The sequence below is a fragment of the Variovorax sp. CF079 genome (genome assembly GCF_900101545.1).
GTDB lineage: Bacteria > Pseudomonadota > Gammaproteobacteria > Burkholderiales > Burkholderiaceae_C > Variovorax.
The window spans coordinates 254,299-275,463 of sequence record NZ_FMZU01000007.1 but is presented as its reverse complement, the minus strand read 5'-3'; the positions used below and the strand labels follow the sequence as shown (position 1 = coordinate 275,463).

Genomic DNA, 21,165 nt, shown 5'->3' with positions numbered 1-21,165 from the left:
CACCTGGATGCCCTTGTCTTGCAAGGACTTGAGCACGTGCAGGGAAGCGGCGAGCTTTTCATTGGGCGTAGCCATGAGCGGGTGGCTCCAGTATTTAAACTCTACTATTTTGCCACACTATTGCTCTACTTTTGAGTCTTTCTGAATATCTACAATTTTGTTTTGCGCTGGCTCTACTTTGATGCCGGATAAGGTCGGCGAATGAGGCGCGAACGTCCGGAAGTGGCCCGGATGCTGCCACACGCCACAGCCGGTTTGGCGCCGGTTAGGGATTAACGGGCGCCAACGTTCTGACCCAGCGCTCGAACGCCGCGCTTTCGAACGTGTGCACACCGCCTGGCGCCTTCGAGATGATGGTCTTGGACTTCAAGTTGTTGAGCGAATACTGCACGTCGGACGGCGCGAGCGATGGAACGCCGAGAGCTTTGGCAAGCTTCGCAAGCGCCGCCTTTCCGAATGGTTTGGCATGCGGGTCGTTGACGAAGAGCAAAAGGAGCTGGCGCTGCATCGCATCGAGCGACGCCCAGGTTCCTTCGTGGTTTTCCTCCTTGTCCTGCTCTGCCTTTTCGGTTGCCACAGCGCGCTCTAAGGTGAGCGATGGGTCCATGAGCATGGCCACGACCACCGAGAGGAATGGCTCGGGCTGCTGGTGGAATTCTTGGAAGGCTGTCCACCCTGCGGCGACGTCCAGGGTTCGTCCGCTGGCGACCTGGAACTTCTTTGCGACGAATTCGACTAGTTCTCTGCCAAGCAGCGGGAACTCTTGAACAGCGGCGCCCACCGAGAAGAGTGGCGCGGTGCTGTTGGAGAAGACGTTGGCGAGCTGCGTGCGCGATGAGCCGGTGAATACGACTCGCAGCTTGTCGCTATTTTTGGTGATGGCGGTGCGCAGTGCCATTGCCATCAGCTCATTCTCCTTGTTTCGTGCAAGTTCCTGAGCTTCATCGACCAAGAGCAGAAGCTTCTTCTTGGAAACAAGCTTGACAACGAGTTCTTCGATACGCAGGGCGAGTTCAGTGGCTTCCTTTTTCGCGTCGCCTAACTCAACCTCGATGGCGCCCTTCTCACCCGCGCTGCCGGATGCCTTGACCTTCTTGACCGGCTCATGCAGCTTGTGGAGCGCCTTTTGTGCCAACGTCCTCGGCGTGAGCGCTTCCTCCAGTCCCCGAACAATCGCGATGCCGGGGTTCAACCTCGTCTGCCAAAGGTCCACGTACGCGACGGTGAAGCCGGCAGCGTCGGCTGCTGGCGTCAGGTCTTTGCGCAGAAACACCGTCTTCCCAGTGCGCCGGGGCGCGAAAACGGTCGTGCTCACAACCGGCCCGGCTTGCAGCAGGGCTAGGTAGCGCTTTGCGAGCTCCGGTCGGGGGCAGTGCCAAATCTGGTTCAGTTCCATACGAAAAATTATAGTCAACTTTCATAATTATTGAAATGTAGTTTAATTTTTCACAATACTCGCTCTGCCTTCGTCATAGGACGGGACATGTCCGATGGGTGATTCGTTTGCCGATACGTTGCGGATGTCCGGTTCTGGGCCGCCTTCAGGCATCCGGCAGAGGTTCCCGTGCGGACTTCGGTTGCTCGCTCGCCAGCGCTGAACGTGGCGAACTACGCGGAGGGGTTTCAGGGCCGCTTGCAGGGCAGCGCCGCTCAGAAGGCCGAAGGGGGAGTGTCTGTCATTTCTGGAACGCTGGCCTTGTAGATTGTTTTCTGGCTGATGGCCAAAAAGTAGATATCAGACCAACAGACGTAGACGAATTTGGTAGAATGGCCCGTGAAGTAGATGGTTTTGCAACCCACCTAGACAAATCCGGACCTAGACGCTGCTCGAGTAGATGAATTCGCTTGCCGAACCCGCCACTGGTAGCCCGCGCGTCGCGCCGGTCTACCTGGGCTACGAAGCCCTCATTCGGCGCCATCAACTGCAGGTGCCGCCGCTACGCACGGTGAGCGTAGGCGTGGACCGTGCTGTCGAGCGCCATATCATCGCAGCAGACGGAGACGAGCGCATCGAATTGCCTCTTCCACGACTGACCGACACCAACAGCTTGGTGGGCCAACTGACCTTCGCACTCAAGCGCGAGCGACTGAACCTCACCGTGTTGGGCGCCCTCTTCGAGCACAGGGAGACTTTAGAGGGTGTGCAGGCTTGGCTAGAGGACAAGCCCTCGTCGAAGTACGCCCGAATGGCGGGACATTTGGCCCAGTGGCTGACGGGACACGAATTTGCATACAAGTTGCCGCCGGGCACCCCACGCGTGCCTGTGCTCGACCCAAAGGAGTACATCACCGGCCCAGCCGTGCCGGACACCAAGTTTGGCGTGACGCACAACCTGGTGGGAGGCCGCTTCTTCAGCCCTCTGATTCGGCGTACTGAAAGGCTCGACGCGCTACTCGCTGAGGACCTCGGCGCAAAGGTGGCGAACGCCTTGAGCAACCTCGAGCCGGAAATGTTGGCACGAGCCATGGACTTCCTGTACCTATCGGAGACGCGCTCGACCTACAACATCGAGGACGAAATTCCCGACAACAATCGCTCGGCCAAGTTCCGACGCCTGCTGGAACAGGCCGGCGAGCCCGGCGCGCTCAGCGAAGAGCAGCTGGTGCAATGGCAGTCACAGATTGTTGGCCCCTTGTCCATTGAAGCGTCTTATCGCAATAGTCAGAACTGGCTTTCGCGCCCCGGAGGACGCCTGCGGAACATCGCTGACTTCATACCTCCGCCGCCGACGCTCGTGGACTCGATGATGGACTCAGTGGCCGAGGTCGCTGCGTTGGCCGCGGGGCGGGGCCTTCATCCGGTACTGGCTGCTGCTTGTTCCTCGTTCGGCCTGGTCTACGTGCATCCGTTTCTGGATGGCAATGGGCGGCTGCATCGTTTCTTGCTGCACCATGTGCTGCGACAGGCCGGCTTCACGCCTGCCGGTGTGGTGCTGCCACTGTCTGCGCGCATGCTCAAGGACTTGCATCGCTACTCCGCCCTGCTCAAGAGCTACTCGCGGCCGCGCACGGAGCTTCTCGACTACCTGCTGGATGCAGAAAGCGCCACCATCTTGGTACGGTCTCCGCAACCGGCATGGCTGTACGCCTACTTCGACGCCACCGAGATGTGCGAGTTCATCCTCGAGTGTGTGAAGCTATGCGTCGAAGAGGACCTGCTGGACGAGGTGGCCTACCTTCGCGCCCATGACCTTACCGTGCGCGAGTTGGGAAACTGGCTCGACATGCGCCAGTCGCAGCTCAACACACTCATCGACGTTATCGTCCAAGGACACGGCAAGTTGTCCAGGAACAAGCGCAAGCTGGCCGAAAGACTGAGCGATGCCGAGGTCGAACGCATGGAGGCGACCGTCAACAGCCGCTTTGCAGAGTACTTCGAACGGCACGCGCCCTGAGCGGGCAACGATATTGCCTCGATTGGGCTCGGGCGTCGAACGACCGGTGTTGGCCCGGCGACGGACATCAGCCATCGTTTATCGACAAGACTCAAGCGGATGCGAGCCGATCCACCGTATCAGGGAAGCGCTGGACAAGACGGATCAAAAGTGCTGCCTGCGCATTCGGCCTGGCGCGGCCCTGTTCCCAGTTCTCCAGCGTCCTCGGATTGGTGCGCAAGTAGCGGGCGAATACAGGACGGGACAAATGGAGGCTTTCGCGCAGGGCGATCAACTCGCTCGCCGCGATCGCTGGCGCCGGCATGTCCTGAACTTCATGCGTGCGCAGCGTGCGCTTGCCGGCGCGATGCTCTGCGAGGGCCTCGAAGCCCTCAGAAATCTCGGCAGGCAGCGAGGCATTGGAGGCGAACTTCGCTGGCACGACTGACCCAAAAGACGCCCACGTTGCACAACGCATTCCCGCTTCATCAGTTCAACAAGCAGTTCGTCTTGGGCCAGGCCTGGGCGCACCTCCGCCTCCGCCTCCGCCTCCGCCTCCGCCTTTAGGCGATCACGAGCCAGCTTGACCGCGGCCTCCTTGTCGTGGATGGTGGTTTCCTTGAGCACCGACACGTACCAGCCATCAGCGGTTCGCTCTTTGATCCGGTCGACAAAAGCTGCCAGGAAGGCCGCCCGGATGCCACTGTCTTGGTCCATGTAGACCCGCAACGGCCTCGGGAAACCGAAAACCTGACAGAGAAATCCTGGCCAGAAAAATCCCTCCGAGCCCGAACGGGCAGGGAGGGCGGTCTACGAGACCAAGTCGTCGGGATCAACACTTAAGGCCAACGGCTAGGCTCGTGGCCCGGTTTTTTTATCCTACGGCGCCCGAAATACGCGTCTGCGCCTGGGATTCGTCGGCGTCGTGCAAGGCGACTCGGAACACGCTCCCCCGGCCCAGCCTGGAGCGCACGCTGATCGGATGCCCGAGCGCATGCGACAGCCGCGCCACGATCGCCAGGCCCAGGCCGAAGCCATCGGACGTGCCGGCATGGTCGGCCACCTTGTAGAACTCCAGGAACACGTCGCGCAAGTGCTCGCGCGCGATGCCGATGCCGGTGTCCCATACTTCCACGCGCAGGCCGTCGCGCGTGTGCCGCGAGGCCAGCAGGACGCCGCCCTCGGCGGTGTACTTGATCGCGTTGGCCAGCAGGTTGCCGATCATGCGGCGCACGCGGATCGGGTCGGTCAGCACGGTGCCGGAGCTCACGTGCATGCGAAAGGTCAATCCCTTGGCCTCGGCCACCGGCCGGTACTGCAGTTCGAGATCGTGCAGCAGCTGGGCGACATCCACCCGCTCGATGTGCAGCCGCACCTGGCCGGAATCGATGCGCGCGAGGTCGAACAGCGAGTCGAACAGCGCATTGACCGCATGCGTCGCGCGCACGATCTTCGGCGCGATCTCGGCCACCAGCTCGGGCTCGTTGCGCAGCCAGTCGGCGTAGAGCGAGAGCGCCAGCACGGGCTGGCGCATGTCGTGCGCGGCACTGGCGAGAAAGCGGTTCTTCATCGCCACCGCCGACACCGCCGCCTGCCGTTGCTGCGTGAGCGAGTTGATCAGGATGTGGTTGTGGAACAGCAGTTCGAAGCTGTTGCGCGCCGTCTCGTGGATGCGCCGCCCCGCGCGCAGCAGCAGCCACCAGTGCAGCCCCGGCAAGAGCAGGAAACCGTAGTGGAAATGCGGCCGTTCGAACTTGAGTTCGATCACGCGGAAGGCGATCGCCAGCAGCATGGTGACGAACAACGTGTTGACGTAGCGCTTGAGCAGCGGCGGATGCAGCGCCAGCCCGTTGAGCGGAAAGGTCGCCACGCCGGCGACGATCAGCCAGCTCATGAACTGGTTCACCAGCGGCGTGCGCTCGAAGAAGATCAGGATCGACAGGCCCCAGGCGAAGGCGCTGGCGCTCCAGAGAAAGCGGTAGCGCTCGACGAAGTACTGCTGGGCGGCCGAGTCGCGGTCGGCGTAGTGCCGGCCGTAGAGCTGCTCGCCCCAGATGCGGCAGGCGGTGGCGCCGATGCCGATGGCGAGCCAGGCGAACAGCTGCCAGGGCGGCACATGGCCCCAGCTCAGGCCGACCATGGCCGGCATCAGCGCCGCGGCCAGCAGGTAGGAGCCGCGGGACGCCCGCATCAGGCTGCGGATCAACTCGCCGCGCACCCACGGTTCGGCCTCGTCGGCGGATGCCGGTGCCGGCGTGAGGCTCGCGAATGACGAGTTGCCCAACCCTGCGAATGACGAATTACCCATCATGGCTCACTGCCCTCTCCCACTGTCAGTCCGGCCATTAAAAAGCCCCTCGCGAGGGGCCCTGCATCCCACCGCCTGCGGCGGTCGGCGGTGACAAGTGATCTTAACTGCGCACGAAGGAGGATCCGCTATCCGCCGCCGAAGTAGCGCAGCGCCGTGCGACCGAGCGGCGTGACCGCGTTGACGAGCGCGGCCGCCCCGTCGTCCATCGGGATGTCCGCCTTGACATAGCCCGCGTCGCGCAGGATGCGCAGGTGTTCGATGTCCTCCTCGTGCGTGACCGTCATCGGCAGCCCGCCCGCGATGATCCTCCTCAGCAGCTCGTACGCCATCTCTCCTCCTTACCCGCTGTTGTTTCTCTTCTTGACGGGATTGTGCGGCATCGGAATGCGTGAAGCGGCACGCGGTGATCGGGCCTTACCCTGATCGTCAGGCCGGGTGGCAAGGCCAGTCGAGGACCACCGACGTGCCGCCGTCGGCACCCGCTTCGATCCGCAGCGTGGCGCCGATCGCCATCGCTCGCGCCCGCATGTTCGCCGTGCCGTGGCCCGTGGCGCCGAGCATTGCCGGCGCGTCCTGGATGCCCACGCCGTTGTCCGTGAGCACGATGCGCACGCGGGGCGGCGCGCCGTCGCGCCAGCTCGCATGCATGAAGATCCGCGAGGCCCGCGCGTGCTTCAGCACGTTGGTGAAGGCTTCCAGCAGAATGCGCTGGAACTGAAGCGCCACCTGGGCCGTGAACGAGGCGACCGGTGGAATCGCCGCGACATCCCAGTCCAGTGCAATGCCAGCCGCGTCGAGGCGGGGCTGCAACCGGTAGCGCAGCGTGGCCAGCATCGTCGCGAGGTCGTCGTGCGTGGGTTGCAGGGAATCGACGGCCATGCGCATCTCGTCCAGCGCCAGCTTCACGTGCTCCTCCAGCACCGCCGTGCTGGAGCCGCGCTGCGTCACCATGTTGAGCAGGCCGACCAGTTGCGAGCCGACGCCGTCGTGGATCTCCCGCATGATGCGCTGCCGCTCGATCAACACCGCCTGCTCCTGCTGCTGCGCACGCAGCTCGTCGAACGCACCCCGCAACTGCTGCTCGCGCTCGGCCACGCGTTCCGCCAGGTTGGCGTTCAGCGCCCGGTAGTCGGTCACGGAGCGGCTGTAACGCTCGATCACCACGCCACCCAGGATCAGCACGAAGAAGAACATGGCGTGCGAGGTCAGCGTGAATTCGGCGCCACCGAAGAGGCCGATGCGCACGGCGAGCAGATCGTGGGCACCCGCCGTGACGGCCAGGGTGCCGGCCGCCACCAGCACCCACGCGATGCGCCGGCGCGCGACGAAGGCCTCGCGCAGCACCAGCGGCAGACAGGCCATGCTGGTGAGCTGGAGCAGGATGAGGCTGGCGGTCCAGAGGGCCGGCCGCGCGAGCCCGAAGGAAGCGCAGGCGAGCACGACGGCGGTGCCCAGCACCGTGTGGATGGTCCTGACGAGCCAGGGCGGATTGCGGTCCAGGACCAGCAGCACGAAGCGGGCGATGAAGCCGATGTGGCACGCATAGCCCACCGCCACCATCGCGCCCCAGAGCGGCCAAGGCACGGGAACGTCGAGCCAAGCGCGATCGAGGTTGCGGATCACGCCCGAGAAGGCCGCCAGGCTGAAGCAGCCGTAGAGTGCATCGCGCTGCCGCCACCAGAGGCCCGCCGCCAGCCCGCCCATGAGCAGCAGGCTCACGGCGTAGACGATGGACGAGGTGTGCCGCCATCGCCGCTGCGCCGCCTCGAGGGGCTCGATCGCGGCTTCGGAGCCGTACCTGACCGCGCTCAGCCCGGCGCCCCGCTGGCGCTGTACCGTCGCCTCGATCAGCAACTCGTCGGGCTGGCCGGCATGCAGCAGCGCCGCGGGAATCCGGATCAGGTGGCTCGCCTTGGAGGCGTCGTACCCGCGCTCGCCGAGGATGCCGAGGCGGGTGACGACGGTCCCGTTCAGGGAGATGGCAGCCTGGTTGCCGACACCGGACAGCAGCAGTGCCAGCGGCCCGCCGTCCAGCGTGGCGCCGGGAGGCAGCGTGATCCGGTAGCTGACCGTTCCACCGCGCCCCGGGTATTCGCGGTCCCAGCGAAACGGAAGCTCGACCTCCCGGCTGGCGGACGGCAGTCCCTCGGGCCGGAGGGTCGCCGTGGCCGCGCTCACGCTGTGGATCTCGGCGGCGGCGGGGCCGGCAACGACCGCCGTCAGCGCGGCGATCGCCAAGGCGAGGCAGCGCGTCACGGCGCGGACGGCGCCCTGCATGGCGCCGCGGCTACGGAAGCCAGCCCAGGCTTCGCGCCTCGAACACTGCTTCCGACTTGTTGTGGACATCCAGCTTTCCATAGATGTTGCGGATGTGGGTCTGCACGGTGGAGACCGATACGCCCATGCGCACCGCCACTTCCGCATAGGGAAAGCCTCGGGACACCAGGTCGAGCACCTCGAACTCCCGCGGCGACAGGCGCTCGTGCGGAGAGGAGGCTGCGGCGGCCTGGGGCGCGACGGCCGCCGGCCGCTCCTGCTGCTGATGGGCCTGCCAGCGGCGCAGCAGCTGCCGCGCGATGACGGGCGACATCGGCGATCCGCCGGCGCGCAGGTTGCGGATGTGGGTGGCAAGATCGGCTTCGGTGCCGTCCTTCAGCAGGTAGCCGCTCGCGCCGGCCTCGAAGGCCTGAACCATGTTGCCCTCGTCGCCGAAGATCGAGACCACCATCACCGCGCAAGCGGGCTGCGTGCGCCGGCAGTCGCGGATCACGTCGAGGCCGGATCGATCCGGAAGGCCCAGGTCCACCAGCAGCACGTCGACCGGATTCTCGGCCAGCCATTCGAGGATCTCCCGCGCCGTGCCGGCACTGTGGGCCAGCTCGAGGGACGGGTCGGCCCTGACCACGCGCGCAATGCGCTCGCGCATGCTGAAGTCGTCTTCGACGAGGGCAATTCGTGTCTGGGGCATGGTGGGCGGAACGCTCGATGCGGCGGATTGTTGCATCAGAAATGGCATGACACCCGTACGCCGGCACGGGGCGGCAAGACTAGGTCCACGTGGCGCGGTCGATGCTGCCGGCGTACTGAGTCACGCCCGATTTGAAGATCTCGATGCCCACCCGATTCGCGTCGACGTTCAGCAAGCCCCAGTTGCGCTGCTCGGCGCCGACGGTGACGGCCGTGCACACCGCGGCGCCCGACGAGGTGGCCTCGAACAGGAACCGCCCGTTGGTCAGGCGGTAGGAGGCCAGGTTGTTGTCGTGAATGTCGCCGCTCAGGATGAGGATGCGATGGTTCATGGCCAGCGCCTGCATCCGCCCGTACTCGTCCTTGCAGTCGAGCCAGGTTTCGCCATTGCGCGCATCGAACACGATGCCCGATGCGATGAGGTGAACGGTGGACGGATCGGCGGCGTTGCAGGCCGCCTCGATCGCACTCATCTGGGCGGCACCCAGCAAGGCCTTGCGGCCGCGCCGCGTCTTGTAGCTGCGTCCGTCGGTGAGGTGCAGCAGCACGTTTTGGCCGAGCGCGACATTGCTGTAGCCGGGCTCGGGGGTCGTGGCATCCCATATGAATGGCGCGGGCGGGAAGCTGCCCGGGGCCAGGCGTGCCGCCAGCGCCTTGCGGTAGGCCGCGAACACGGCCCGGCTCGGCGGGATCAGGTGGCTGAGGTGCGGCTGGCCAGCGATCTCGGCGCCGCAGGCGCCGTTCCAGAGAAAGTCGTGGTCGTCCCAGATCGCGTGGGTCGTGAGCTGGGGTTGGGCAACGAGCGCCTGAAAGCTGGGCCGCGCGATCTGCCGCGCGAGCCGCCCATGAGCGTGCACGGCGAAATCGTGCGCGCTCATGCTCTTCACCTGCGACATGCTGGCGCCGTCGGCATCGTAGTAGGCGGAGTCGCCCAGGAGCACCAGCACGTCCGGCTGGCGCGCCGCGATCTCGTCCCATGCAGATTGATCGGGGAAGCGGAAAGAAGTCATGCAGGAGGCGAAGGCGATGCGCATGGATGCTCCTTGGATGGGGCCGGCGGTCGAAGCTTAGGCCGCCGACACGATGGCTGCCATCCTGCGTTTGGGGGACCCCCTCGCCTGGCGTGCCCTGCTATCCCAGCGCCCGCAGCTCCCGCAACGCCACCGCCAGCATCGCCGCATCGGGCGCCGCCACGGCGCGCAGTTCGCCCAGCAGCTGCGCCGCGCGCTCGAGCGTGCGCCCGTTGCTGGCCTGCCAGGCCTCGACCAGCGCCGCCGGCGACTCGCCCTCGCCGCCGCCGGCCAGCACCGCGCCGGTGATCGAGCGCTGCAGGCCCGACAGATCGTCCTGCATCGCGCCCTTGGCCAAGGCCTGCCAGTGCTGGTCGCCCGGGAGCGCCGAAATCCGGTCGCGCAGCCAGGGCATGCCCAACCGGTTGGCAAGATCGAAGTAGATCGCCGCCACCAGTTCCACCGGCCAGCGCGCGCTGCCGGCGATCTCGGCGATGTCGAGCGTGGCGTAGAGCGTGCCGAAGGTGACCACGCGCTCGGCCAGTTCGCGCGGCACGCCCTTGGCAACGTAGTGCGCCATCGCCGCATCGACGCGGCTGCGTTCGTCGGCGTCGAGCAGCTGCGGCAGCCGCGCCGACAGCGCCTCGACGTTGGGCTTGAAGTGCTCGATGGTCGCGGACATGTCCTCGGCCAGGCGCCGCGAGCGCAGGAACCACATGGTGCCGCGTTCGAGCTGCCGGCTGGTGTCGATCAGCATGCTCGACTGCACCTCGTCGTCGACCTGGTTGTCCAGCGCCTCGATCGCCAGCCACAGCGGCACCATGCCGAAGATCTCGCGGTTCATCAGGTAGGCGCGCACGATCTCGAAGGCGCGTGCGCCGGTGGTCTCGGCCAGCCGGTGCACGAAGGTGCTGCCGACGCGGTTGACCGTGCTGTTGGTCACGTGGGTGGCGATGATCTCGCGCTTGAGCGGATGGCGCGGCATGTAGCCGGCGAACTTGGTCGCCAGCAGCGCCGGGAAGTAGCGTTCGAGTGCCGTCGCGACCCAGGGGTCGTCGGGCAGCGTCGAGGCCAGCAGCTCGTCGTAGAGCCAGATCTTGCTGTAGGCCAGCAGCACCGCGCGCTCGGGGCTGGTCAGGCCCTGGCCTTGGGCGCGGCGCTCGGCCAGTTCCTCGTCGGAGGGCAGGTACTCGATCGCGCGGTTCAAGCGCCCGCCCTTCTCGAGGTACTGCATGAAACGCGTCTGCGCATCGAGCAGCTGCGGCGCGATGCGGCCGGTGACCGACAGCACCTGGGTCTGGAAGATGTTGTCGCGCAGCACCAGCGCGGCGACATCGTCGGTCATCTCCGGCAACAGCGTGTTGCGCTGCTTCTCGGTGAGCTCGCCCTCGGTGACCGGCAGGCCGAGCAGGATCTTGATGTTGACCTCGTGGTCGGAGGTGTCGACGCCGGCCGAGTTGTCGATCGCGTCGGTGTTGATGCGTCCGCCGGCAAGCGCGTACTCGATGCGCCCGAGCTGCGTGCAGCCGAGGTTGCCGCCCTCGGCGAAGACCTTGCAGCGCAGCTCGCGGCCGTTGACGCGCAGCGCGTCGTTGGCACGGTCGCCGACCTGCGCGTGGCTCTCGCTCGTCGCCTTCACGTAGGTGCCGATGCCGCCGTTGTAGATCAGCGCCACCGGCGCCTTGAGGATCGCGTTGACGAACTCGGTGGGCGTGAGCGCATCGGCCGTGATGCCGAGCACCTGTTTCACCTCGCGCGTGATCGGAATCGACTTGGCGCTGCGCGCATGGATGCCGCCGCCCTCGGAGATCAGCTTGGCGTCGTAGTCGGCCCACGAAGAGCGCGGCAGCTTGAACAGGCGCTCGCGCTCGGCGAAGCTCTTGGCCGCGTCGGGACTCGGGTCGAGAAAGATGTGCCGGTGGTCGAAAGCCGCCACCAGCAGGATGTGCGGCGACAGCAGCATGCCGTTGCCGAACACGTCGCCCGACATGTCGCCGATGCCGGCGACCGTGAACTCGGTCGATTGCGTGTCGATGCCCATCTCGCGGAAGTGCCGCTTCACCGACTCCCAGGCGCCGCGCGCGGTGATGCCCATGACCTTGTGGTCGTAGCCCACCGAGCCGCCGGATGCGAAGGCGTCGCCGAGCCAGAAGCCGTATTCCTTGCTGATGCCGTTGGCGTAGTCGCTGAAGGTGGCCGTGCCCTTGTCGGCCGCGACCACGAGGTAGGGGTCGTCCTCGTCGTGCCGGCGCACTTGCGGCGGCGGCACGATCGCGTCGCCGACCCGGTTGTCGGTGATGTCGAGCAGGCCGCGCAGGTAGTCCTGGTAGCAGGCCACGCCTTCGCGCATGAAGGCATCGCGGTCGCCCGCAGCGGGCGCGCGCTTGAGCACGAAGCCGCCCTTGGAGCCCACCGGCACGATCACCGTGTTCTTGACCATCTGCGCCTTGACCAGACCCAGCACCTCGGTGCGGAAGTCTTCCGGCCGGTCCGACCAGCGCAGCCCGCCGCGCGCGACGCGGCCGCCGCGCAGATGCACGCCTTCGAAGCGCGTCGAGTAGACGAAGATCTCGAACATGGGCTTCGGCGCCGGAAGGTCGGGCACCTTCGACGAATCGAACTTGAACGAGACGAAGCTGCGCCGCTTCCCTGCCGCATCGCGGCGCCAGAAGTTAGTGCGCGTGGTGGCCAGGATCAGCGCCAGGTACTGGCGCAGCACGCGGTCTTCCGAGAGGTTGGCCACCTGCTCGAGCGCGGCCTCGATCTCGCGCACCTTGTCGTCGGCGCCGTCGGCCTGCGCCGGATCGAAGCGCAGCTTGAACAGCTCGACCAGCGCGCGCGCGATCGGCCCATTGGCGACCAGCGTGCCTTCAATGAAGGACTGCGAGAGCGCGAAGCCGATCTGCCGCATGTACTTGGCAAAGGCGCGCAGCACCACGATCTCGTGCGCCGGCAGACGCGCCGCGAGCACCAGGCGGTTGAAATCGTCGTTCTCGACCTCGCCGCCCAGCACCGCGCCGAAGGCTTCCTCGAACACCGGGCGCAGCGCGTCGATCTCGATGTCGGCATCGCCGATCGTGCTCTGCAGGCCGAAATCGTGGATCCAGATCGGCGCTGCGCCCTGCGGCGCGAGCCGGTGCGGATGCTCGTCGAGCACCTTCATGCCCAGGTGCTCGAGCATCGGCAAGCTGGCCGAGAGCGTGAGCGGCTCGCCGCGCCGCAGCAGCTTGAAACGCAGCGTGCCGGGCGGCGCCTCGAGCGGCCGGTAGAGGTTCATGCCGAGCGGCTGCGCGTCGCTCAGCTGCGCCATCAGCTCGATGTCGTACACCGCGGCGCGCGCCGCGAACTCGTCGCGGTAGCCGGCGGGGAAGGCGCCGCCGAAGCGGCGCAGCAATTCGTTGCCGCGCGCCTCGCCGGCCGATTCGATCAAGGCTGACTTCAGGTCGTCGTCCCAGCGCCGCGCCGCGGCCACCAGGCGCTGCTCGACCTCGCGCACATCGAAGGGCGGGATGCTGCCGGGCTTGGTGCGCACGGTGATGTGGATGCGCGCCAGCACCGACTCGGACAAGTGCACGTTGAACTCGGAGCCGATGCCGTTGAACTCGCGCATCAGGATGTCCTGCCACTTCTGGCGCAGCTCGGTGGTGTAGTTCTCGCGCGGCGCATAGATCAGGCAGGAGAGAAAGCGCTCGAAGGGATCGCGCCGCACGAACAGGCGGAAGCGCTGGCGCTCGCCCAGGTGCAGGATTCCGGTCGCGGTGTGCAGCAAATCGTCGTCGCTGGTCTGGAACAGCTCGTCGCGCGGATAGGTCTCGAGGATGTTGATCAGCGCCTTGCCCGAGTGGCTGCCCGCGGCCAGGCCGGCGCGCTCGACCACGTCGGCGACCTTGCGCCGCAAGAGCGGAATCTCGGCCGGGTTGGCGCTGTAGGCGGTGGAGGTAAAGAGGCCCAGGAAGCGGTCTTCGCCGCACACCTGGCCCGCGTCGTCGAAGCGCTTGACGGCCACGTAGTCGAGGTGGCCGGGGCGATGCACGGTGGAGCGCGAGGTGGATTTGGTCACCACCAGCAGGTCGGGACGGCGCGCATGGGCGCGCACCTCGGGCGGCAGCGCGGCGAAGGCGGCGTTGGCGCTCGGCGTCGGGCCGTCGCGCAGGATGCCCAGGCTCGAATCGGGCACGATCTTCAGCACGTCCTCGCCATCGATCTTGTCCAGCTCATGGCTGCGGCAGCCGAGAAAGGTGAAGTGGTTGTCGGCCAGCCAGCGCAGGAAGGCCTGGCCTTCGGCAAGCTCCTGCGGCGGAATCGGCGGCGCGCGCTCGTCGAGGCCGCGGACGATGTCCAGCACGCGCTCCTGCATCTTCTTCCAGTCGACCACGGCCAGGCGAACGTCGCCGAGCACGCGCGCCAGGTCGGCGGCCAGCGCCTCGAGCCGGGCCGGCTCGGGCACGCGGTCGACCTCGACATGGATGAAGGATTCGCGCCGCGCATCGGGCGACGCGCCCTCGCCTGCCAGCCCCTGAAGCGTACCGTCGCTGCCGCGGTTCACGGCCACCAGCGGATGAATGGTCAGGTGCAGCGTCAGCCCGTTTCGGTTGACTTCCATCGTCACCGAATCGACGAGAAAAGGCATGTCGTCGTTGACGATCTCGATGATGGTGTGCGTGGACTGCCACCCATGCTCCGCGATCGTCGGGTTGAACACCCGAAGCTTCGCGCGCCCCGGCTCGCGCTTTCGCGCGAAGCTCCAATGCGAGAGCGCCGCGCCGTACAGATCGGCCACCTGGCGCTCGGCCAGGTCCTCGGGATCGACCTGGCCGAAGTACTGGCGCGCGAAGGCGGCGAGTTCGTCCGCCGCCTCGGCCGGGACCTTGGCCCGAATCAGTTGCACCACTTCTTCGAGGCGCTCGTCCCTGCGCCCTGATTCGACTGTCTGGGTGGTCATCAGCATGCTTGTCTCCGGGTTGGCGTCGTAAATCTACATCGCAATGCGGGCAAAAGAATGACTTGCGCTGCCGCGGCCGGCGTTGGAGACTGGAAAACTCGAACGGAGGGCCACGCCATGAGCACCGAACTTCAAGCCACTGTGGACGCGCTGGTTCAGAAGGGCAAGGGCATTCTTGCCGCCGACGAAAGCGGGCCGACGATCGCCAAGCGCTTCAAGGCGATCGGCGTCGAGTCGACGGAGGAGAACCGGCGCGCCTGGCGCAGCCTGATCCTGGCGGCGCCGGGGCTGGGCCAGTACATCAGCGGCGTCATCCTCTACGAAGAGACGCTGACCCAGCGCAGCGGCGAAGGCGAAGCGCTGGCGCAGCTGGCCGCCCGGCAAGGGATCGTGCCGGGCATCAAGGTCGATGCCGGCAAGATTCCATTGGCGCTGGCGCCGGGCGACGAGATCACGCAGGGCCTGGACGGGCTCGCGCAGCGCCTCGACGGCTACAAGCAGCACGGCGCGCGCTTCGCCAAATGGCGCGCGGTCTACAACGTCTCCGACGTGCTGCCGAGCCGGGCGGCGATCGAGGCCAATGCCGAAGCGCTCGCGCGCTACGCGGCGATCTGCCAGGCCCAGGACGTGGTCCCGATCGTCGAACCCGAAGTGCTGATCGACGGCGATCACACGCTGGCGCGCTGCGCCGAGGTTACGCAGGCCGTGCTGCTCGAGGTCTTCCACGCGCTCTACCGCCACCGGGTGGCGCTCGAGCACATGCTGCTGAAGCCGAGCATGGTGGTGCCGGGCAAGGCCCATGCGCAGCAGGCTGCGCCGGATGAAGTTGCGGCCGAGACGCTGCGCGTCCTGCGGCGCACGGTGCCGGCGGCTGTGCCGGGCATCAACTTTCTTTCCGGGGGCCAGTCGCCGGCCGAAGCGACGGCCAACCTGGACGCGATGAACCGCATGGGCGCCCAGCCTTGGCATCTGAGCTTCTCATACGGACGTGCATTGCAGGACACCGCGATGCAGGCCTGGCAAGGACAGCCGGCCAACGAACGCCGGGCTCAGGATGCGCTGCAGAAGCGCGCGCGATTGAACGCCGCGGCATCCATGGGAAAGTACAGCGCTTCGATGGAAAGCACCGACTAGGGCTTGCGCCAAACGCTCGCCAGCCACGGCTGCTGTTCGAGCGGCAGGCCGGCGGGACGGTAGTAGTGAGCGACTTCGGCGAATCCGGCGACCGACATGTGGCTACGCCACGCCTCCAGATCATGAAAGGCGCTGTAGCGCGCACCGCTCCAGCCTTCCTCGCCAACGCCGCGCGGGTTCGAGCTGAACAGCACGCCGCCCGGCTTCAGCGTCGCGTGCAACTCCCGCAGCACGCGCGGCAACTCCTGCGTGGGGACATGGAACAGCGCTGCATTCGCGAACACGCCGTCGAAGCGGCCTGGCGGCAAATCCAGCGCAAGAAAATTCTGCTGCAGCACCTCGCAGCCGCTGTAGGCGCGCGCCATCTCCGCCAACCGCGGCGCTCCCTCCAGCCCGGTCGCGAGATGCCCGAGCCGCTTGAAGGCCAGCAGATCGCGCCCAGGCCCGCAGCCGAAGTCGAGTATCTCGAACGGCGGCGGCGCCTCGATCGCCCCGAGCAGCGCCGCGATGTTCTGGCTCACGTCGTGATCGCGCGTGGCGGCCCAGAAATCTTCGGCCCGCCGGTCGTAGTGCGAGAGCGTCGACGCGGCGATCCGTTCGAGGTCTTCGGCCGTCAGGGTCACAGCGTCGCAACGCGGCCGGAGATCAGGCGCGCTCCCCGGTGATGTAGTGCTGCAGCTGTTCGATGATGAACTTCTGCTCCGAGATGATGCCCTTCACCAGGTCGCCGATCGAGATCAGGCCGGCAAGCTTGCCCTCGTCGATGACCGGCAGGTGGCGCACACGGCTCTGGGTCATCAGGGCCATGCACTCCTCGCTGGTCTGGTCGGGGCGCACGTAGATGACCGAGGTCGTCATGATCTCGCGCAGCGGCGTGTCCTTGGACGAGCGCGCCATCAGCACGACCTTGCGTGCATAGTCGCGCTCGGTCAGCATGCCGACGATGCGGCCCTGCTCCAGGACCAGCAGCGCCCCGATGTTCTTCTGCGCCATCCGCTCGACGGCTTCGAACACCGAGGCCGTGGGTTCGATGGTGTGAACCGTCCGGTCGCCTTTTTCCTTGAGGATTTCTGCCACGGTCTTCATAGGTCATTTCTCCGCAGAGGGCGTTGCGCCTCAGACTACTCCAAGCTCGAAATCAATGCACGGGCGGCGGCCGCGGCATCGGCCTGGCCTGCGCGCGCGAGTTCCTGCGCGAGGGTGCGAAGGTCAGCCTGGTCGGCCGCACCGCGGCCCATCTGGACGACGCGGTGGCCCAGCTGCGAACGGAAGGGCACACCGAGGTTCGCGGCCACAGCGCGAATCTGAGCGACGCAGGCGCCGCGCTGGCCATGCTCGACGCTGCGGAAGCGGAGCTCGGCCCGATGGATGGCGCTGCGACGCCGATGGTGGTTTGAAGGAAGAGCCGAGGCGGCTAACGCAACCCCTGGAACGATCCGGCGTCCTTGGTCGCGGGCCGTGTTTCGATGAGCCAGTCGACCGGCTCGCCGGCCTTCCGCGTGTCTGCGAAATCAGCCATCGGCACCGCCGGCCATCCGGGGCTCCGACTCATCAGACGACGGTGCTCGAACATGGAGAGCAGGTACTTGACGCGTGCCGCGCCCAGATAGGGGAATCGCATGTGTATCTCCGTCCTGGCTTTTCGACGCTTGCGTACACGACAACCCGGTGAGGCGGGCTGCGGGACTGGGATCTCCCTGGCGAGGCGCAACAATAGCGGAACGCGGCTCGAACGCCAAGTCGGAAGATGTGACTAATTGGAGAGCCGCCCTTCATCTGCCGGAGAGGTGGCCGTGAAGGTCGTGCAAGTGGCCGACGGTCCGGGAGGCCCTGCCACCCGGCCAATTGGCGACGCGCGCCGCGGCCAGCCTGTCGATCCGGTCCTGCCGCTTCAGCGCGGACTCGATTGCGGCCCGCGTGCGCTCTCTTCGAATTTCGAGCCAAGCCAGCGGCGTCGCGATGACGAGGCCCGCGAAGGACGCGAGCGCCGCCACCAGCGCGGCAACCACCACCAGCAGTTGCAGGTCGTGCAGGTCGAAAGCGCTGGGATTCACGGTCCCCGCCGGAACAGCGGCCGGAACAGGCGGGGGCGGAAAGGCAAGCTCTATCCAGAACATGCCAAGCGCCAGCATCGTCGCGAACACGAACGTCCAGGCGAAAAATCGCTGGTACCTCTTGCGCACCACCACGGGCGAATCCATTGCGCGCTCTCCGGGCTCGACGGAAGCTCGATGGTGCGAGGTGGCGAGGCGGGTGCTGTCAGACAAAGTAAGCACCAACCGCCGGACTGTGTCGAATCACAATATCGCGATAGTCGCCGGCATCGCGCGGCGGCTCTGCTAGAATCCCGCCTCCCCGAAACGCCCTGGCCTCTTTCGGGATCGCCTGCGCAGGCAACGCCGAATCTCACGGCGGCACGTCGAACCAGAGCCACCACGACGAAAAAAACAAACGGTGACTCCTGCATGTGAATGTGCCGTAACGTGGGCCGCGTAAGTGCCCACGGCCAACATCCAAAGCCCGCCTCCGCGCGGGCTTTTTCATGCCCTGAGAACAGGCCGCCGCTCGGACCGTGCGCGCACACGCCGCATGTACTACAAAATGTGTACAACTTTGCCGCGCGTTGTGATGGTTGCGTCAACACCGAGTGGAAGATTCTCCACCGCGGCAGTGGACAAGACTGTGGAAAAGGATGTGCGCATCGCTGCAGACCGTTGCCACGCGGGCGTCACGATGCTGTGCCTGCAAAAGCGACATCTGGCCCTTGGCCTTTCTCCCAAACTACTCCCAAATTACTCCCAACTCGGGGCCTACATTGACACCTGTCAGCCCTGGTTCCTCCAAACCCTCCTTTCATCTGTGAAGGGCTGACCTTGGCCCGCTTCGGCGGGCCTTTTTTTGCCCCAGCGCCAACCGACTCGGCCGCAGGCGTGTGAAATATTCACATTTCTTAACCACTTCTTGTATATTGATACGCCGCTGTACGCCAAAGCCATTAAGGAGCCACGCGATGGACTCGGATTTTCATCTTCGCAAGGTACAAACGCTCAGCCCCAAGGCAGCAAAGATCGCATTGCGGATACTGGACGCTGACCCCAACATTCCTGCCGAATCAATCCTGGCGCTGCGCCCTGCCCTGGTTGAGCGATGCAGCGAATCGCAGTCTTTCGGAACCACCGACTGGATGACGATCGCTGCGATCGAGCGCCCCGCCATCCGTCGCTTCACCGAACGCTTCGAAAGCCGCGAGCAACGCCATGCTCGACTTTGGGTGACGAGTCTTCGCCAGGAGTCGCGGAAAGCCCCTCGTCCGTTGCTTGCCGACAGCGCCTACGGCTCACTTTGACGGGGCATGGCGCAGAAATGCAAAGCGGGCCGCGAGGGGGCCTGCGCTGCCGCCGCCCGGCGAAACATGGTTCGCCTTGTGTTCCGGAACGCGGGTCGAACCCGCGAGCTCCAGGGCGTCGCACGCACGGCCAGCCACTCGGGGCTGCCCAAGGTTTCAGCGCCCGCGAGGTCGTAGCAGGCGTAATAGCGCGGCGAGCCTGCGGCGTCGATATACCGGGCCGCTCGGACGGTCCCTGGCACGGCAGCCAGTCCGGGCAGATGTTCCTGCGCGTACCAGGCATTGAGGTCGTCCTCGAACTCGGGAAGCACGTCCGTCTCCACAACGTAGTGGTGCGAGGCGACTTGGCCGGCAGAGGCACCCCGCACCTCTTGCAGGCAGGCGAGCCGTCTCCATTCGCTGGCACCACCTGGGGTGAGTGTCGGCGACGCACTCCCCGATCCGTAGAAGTAGATCAAAGGGCCATCCATCGCGTGCCACGTCTGAACTTCAGGCGGCAGCGCGTGGACCGGCGCGAACGGCTGATCGACCACGGATGCGTCGTACTTGAGAAGCCATAAATCTTGCATTCGCGGCTCCCCGTCAATGTGCAACGTTCAGGGCAACCAGCAGGCGCGACACCATGTTGTAGGCCGCCACGGTCGCCACGACTTCCACCACGCCCTTGGGGTCGAAGTGCTGCTGGATCCGATCCATGAGCTCTTCCGGAACCACGACCTGACGGGTCATGGCATCGGTCAGCTCCAGCACCAGGCGCTCCAGCGGCGCAAACACGTCGGACAATCCGTCCTGCCGGACGGCGTCGATCTTCTCGGCGCCGACGCCGGCCTTCTGCGCATGCGGCACGTGCGCGTCGTACTCGAATCCGGCGCCGTTGAGGACAGCGACCCGAAGGATCATCAGCTCGCGAAGATCGGCGGGTACGCCGGTCTGGTTGCGAACCGCCGTGAGCATGCGCTCCCAGCCTGAGGCGATCGGCCCGCTGTTGAGGAGCACCTGGTAGAGCAGCGACACGCGGCCGCGCTGCGCCATGATGCGGGACTCGACTTCGGCCAGCTCGGGGCGTGTGCCGGGCTGCACGAGGGGTACGCGGATACGGGCAGTCGTCATCACTCGGCCTTGATGTTCTTGGCGCGGATCAGCTTCGCCCACTTCTCGGCGTCCCGCTTCTGGATGGTCGCCAGTTCCAGGGGCGTGGATCCGGCAGGCTCGGTGCCCGTCTTCAACAACTTCTCGCGCACGCCTGGGTTGGCCAATGTGTTGCGCACCGCCCTGTTGAGCGCCTCGATGATCTCGGGCGGCGTCTTGGCAGGCGCAAACAGCGCGTACCAGTTGTTGGTGTCGACGCCCTTGATGCCTTGCTCTTCCAGCGTCTTCACGTCCGGCAGCGAAGGATGTCGCTTGCTCGACGCCACGCCCAGCGCCTTGAGCCGTCCACCTTGCAGGTGCCCGAGCAACCCGGGCACATCACCGAAGAATCCGCTGATCTGGCCTCCCATCAGGTCCGTGATGGCCGGCGCTGCGCCTTTGTAGGGGACATGAAGCAGCTTGGCGCCGCTCGAATCGGCCAACTGCTCGATCGCCAGATGCGGAATGCTTCCTGTGCCGGAGGAGCCCATCGGCGTTGGCTCGGCGCGCTTCTTCGTCGCCGCCACGAAGTCGACCGCATCCTTGGCCGGGCTGGTCTGCTGGGTCACCAGCAACTCGACGTTGTTGACGACCAGCGAGACCGGCGCGAAGTCACGCTGCATGTCGTAGGGGAGCTTCTCATACAGCGAAGAATTGATCGCAGCCGCGCCGACGCTGGTGAACCATAGCGTGCCGCCGTCCGGGGCCGACTTCATGACATCGACGGCACCGATCGCGCCGTTGGCGCCCGGCTTGTTGTCGACGATGACCGTGCGGCCCAGCTCCTTGCCGAGCTGCTCGGACAGGGTCCGGGCGACCGAGTCGACAGGTCCCCCGGAGGTGAAGGAAACGACGATCCGCGTCGTCTTCGGCTGTGCGTGGACTGCGGGCATCAGCGCGATGGCGAACGCGGCCGTGAGCAGGATGCGTTGAATGGTCATGAATGTCCCCGT

Annotated in this window: 19 protein-coding genes; 4 read left to right on the top strand and 15 right to left on the bottom strand. The window is 66.0% G+C overall.

The features are described 5' to 3' along the window. Positions 1-265: 265 nt before the first annotated feature. Positions 266-1,396, bottom strand: coding sequence for an AAA family ATPase (locus tag BLS74_RS11975; RefSeq protein ID WP_093106129.1), 1,131 nt, complete (start codon positions 1,394-1,396; stop codon positions 266-268). Between the two features lie 439 nt (positions 1,397-1,835). Here BLS74_RS11975 and BLS74_RS11970 point away from each other — a divergent pair, with 439 nt between their 5' ends. Further along, complete coding sequence (locus tag BLS74_RS11970) at positions 1,836-3,395, top strand: Fic family protein (RefSeq protein WP_093106127.1); 1,560 nt, start codon at positions 1,836-1,838, stop codon at positions 3,393-3,395. A 91-nt stretch (positions 3,396-3,486) separates the two neighbouring features. On the opposite strand, the gene BLS74_RS11965 is transcribed toward BLS74_RS11970, so the two are convergent. The 7 genes from BLS74_RS11965 to BLS74_RS11935 all read right to left on the bottom strand — a co-directional run bounded on the left by BLS74_RS11965 (position 3,487) and on the right by BLS74_RS11935 (position 14,610). Beyond that, a complete protein-coding gene (locus BLS74_RS11965; RefSeq protein WP_170855581.1) occupies positions 3,487-3,816 on the bottom strand; it encodes a helix-turn-helix domain-containing protein in 330 nt (109 codons plus the stop codon). 432 nt (positions 3,817-4,248) lie between these two features. Continuing rightward, positions 4,249-5,685, bottom strand: a complete 1,437-nt coding sequence (locus BLS74_RS11960) for a surface-behavior sensor histidine kinase ShkS (protein ID WP_244503846.1) — start codon at positions 5,683-5,685, stop codon at positions 4,249-4,251. Positions 5,686-5,810: 125 nt separating this feature from the next. Then, positions 5,811-6,014, bottom strand: coding sequence for a hypothetical protein (locus tag BLS74_RS11955; protein WP_093106122.1), 204 nt, complete (start codon positions 6,012-6,014; stop codon positions 5,811-5,813). 97 nt (positions 6,015-6,111) lie between these two features. After that, positions 6,112-7,962: a sensor histidine kinase gene (locus BLS74_RS11950; RefSeq protein ID WP_244503845.1), complete on the bottom strand. Its 1,851-nt coding sequence runs from the start codon at positions 7,960-7,962 to the stop codon at positions 6,112-6,114. A gap of 10 nt (positions 7,963-7,972) precedes the next feature. Beyond that, entirely contained in the window at positions 7,973-8,653 is a 681-nt protein-coding gene (locus BLS74_RS11945) for a response regulator transcription factor (protein WP_093106118.1), read from the bottom strand. Between the two features lie 79 nt (positions 8,654-8,732). Continuing rightward, a complete protein-coding gene (locus BLS74_RS11940; RefSeq protein ID WP_093106116.1) occupies positions 8,733-9,686 on the bottom strand; it encodes an alkaline phosphatase D family protein in 954 nt (317 codons plus the stop codon). Between the two features lie 97 nt (positions 9,687-9,783). Then, positions 9,784-14,610, bottom strand: coding sequence for an NAD-glutamate dehydrogenase (locus tag BLS74_RS11935; protein ID WP_244503844.1), 4,827 nt, complete (start codon positions 14,608-14,610; stop codon positions 9,784-9,786). A 111-nt stretch (positions 14,611-14,721) separates the two neighbouring features. On the opposite strand from BLS74_RS11935, the gene BLS74_RS11930 reads away from it, so the two are divergent. Further along, complete coding sequence (locus BLS74_RS11930; RefSeq protein WP_093106113.1) at positions 14,722-15,738, top strand: class I fructose-bisphosphate aldolase; 1,017 nt, start codon at positions 14,722-14,724, stop codon at positions 15,736-15,738. On the opposite strand, the gene BLS74_RS11925 is transcribed toward BLS74_RS11930, so the two are convergent. Further along, positions 15,735-16,361, bottom strand: a complete 627-nt coding sequence (locus BLS74_RS11925) for a class I SAM-dependent methyltransferase (RefSeq protein ID WP_093106111.1) — start codon at positions 16,359-16,361, stop codon at positions 15,735-15,737. The two genes, BLS74_RS11930 and BLS74_RS11925, sit on opposite strands and share 4 nt — an antisense overlap. Before the next feature lie 22 nt (positions 16,362-16,383). Next, positions 16,384-16,824, bottom strand: coding sequence for a CBS domain-containing protein (locus BLS74_RS11920; RefSeq protein WP_093106108.1), 441 nt, complete (start codon positions 16,822-16,824; stop codon positions 16,384-16,386). Between the two features lie 23 nt (positions 16,825-16,847). Between BLS74_RS11920 and BLS74_RS11915 the strand changes: the two genes are divergently transcribed. After that, positions 16,848-17,135, top strand: coding sequence for an SDR family NAD(P)-dependent oxidoreductase (locus tag BLS74_RS11915; RefSeq protein WP_170855580.1), 288 nt, complete (start codon positions 16,848-16,850; stop codon positions 17,133-17,135). 17 nt (positions 17,136-17,152) lie between these two features. Here BLS74_RS11915 and BLS74_RS11910 read toward each other — a convergent pair whose 3' ends face one another. Together BLS74_RS11910 and BLS74_RS11905 are read right to left on the bottom strand one after the other, a co-directional pair. Beyond that, on the bottom strand, positions 17,153-17,359 hold the full coding sequence (locus BLS74_RS11910; protein WP_093106102.1) for a hypothetical protein: 207 nt from the start codon (positions 17,357-17,359) through the stop codon (positions 17,153-17,155). Between the two features lie 151 nt (positions 17,360-17,510). Beyond that, a complete protein-coding gene (locus BLS74_RS11905) occupies positions 17,511-17,939 on the bottom strand; it encodes a hypothetical protein (protein WP_093106098.1) in 429 nt (142 codons plus the stop codon). Between the two features lie 809 nt (positions 17,940-18,748). Between BLS74_RS11905 and BLS74_RS11900 the strand changes: the two genes are divergently transcribed. Further along, positions 18,749-19,084 carry a hypothetical protein gene (locus BLS74_RS11900; protein ID WP_093106094.1) on the top strand — a complete coding sequence of 112 codons (336 nt, stop codon included), beginning with the start codon at positions 18,749-18,751 and terminating at the stop codon, positions 19,082-19,084. On the opposite strand, the gene BLS74_RS11895 is transcribed toward BLS74_RS11900, so the two are convergent. Genes BLS74_RS11895 through BLS74_RS11885 form a run of 3 tightly spaced genes read right to left on the bottom strand, consistent with a single transcriptional unit; the run spans position 19,069 to position 21,153 of the window. Continuing rightward, positions 19,069-19,653: a DUF4286 family protein gene (locus BLS74_RS11895; protein ID WP_093106091.1), complete on the bottom strand. Its 585-nt coding sequence runs from the start codon at positions 19,651-19,653 to the stop codon at positions 19,069-19,071. The genes BLS74_RS11900 and BLS74_RS11895 overlap by 16 nt on opposite strands. A 13-nt stretch (positions 19,654-19,666) precedes the next feature. Further along, a complete protein-coding gene (locus BLS74_RS11890) occupies positions 19,667-20,194 on the bottom strand; it encodes a carboxymuconolactone decarboxylase family protein (RefSeq protein ID WP_093106089.1) in 528 nt (175 codons plus the stop codon). After that, a complete protein-coding gene (locus BLS74_RS11885; protein WP_093106087.1) occupies positions 20,194-21,153 on the bottom strand; it encodes a Bug family tripartite tricarboxylate transporter substrate binding protein in 960 nt (319 codons plus the stop codon). The genes BLS74_RS11890 and BLS74_RS11885 overlap by 1 nt, the downstream gene beginning before the upstream one ends. Between the last annotated feature and the right edge of the window lie 12 nt (positions 21,154-21,165).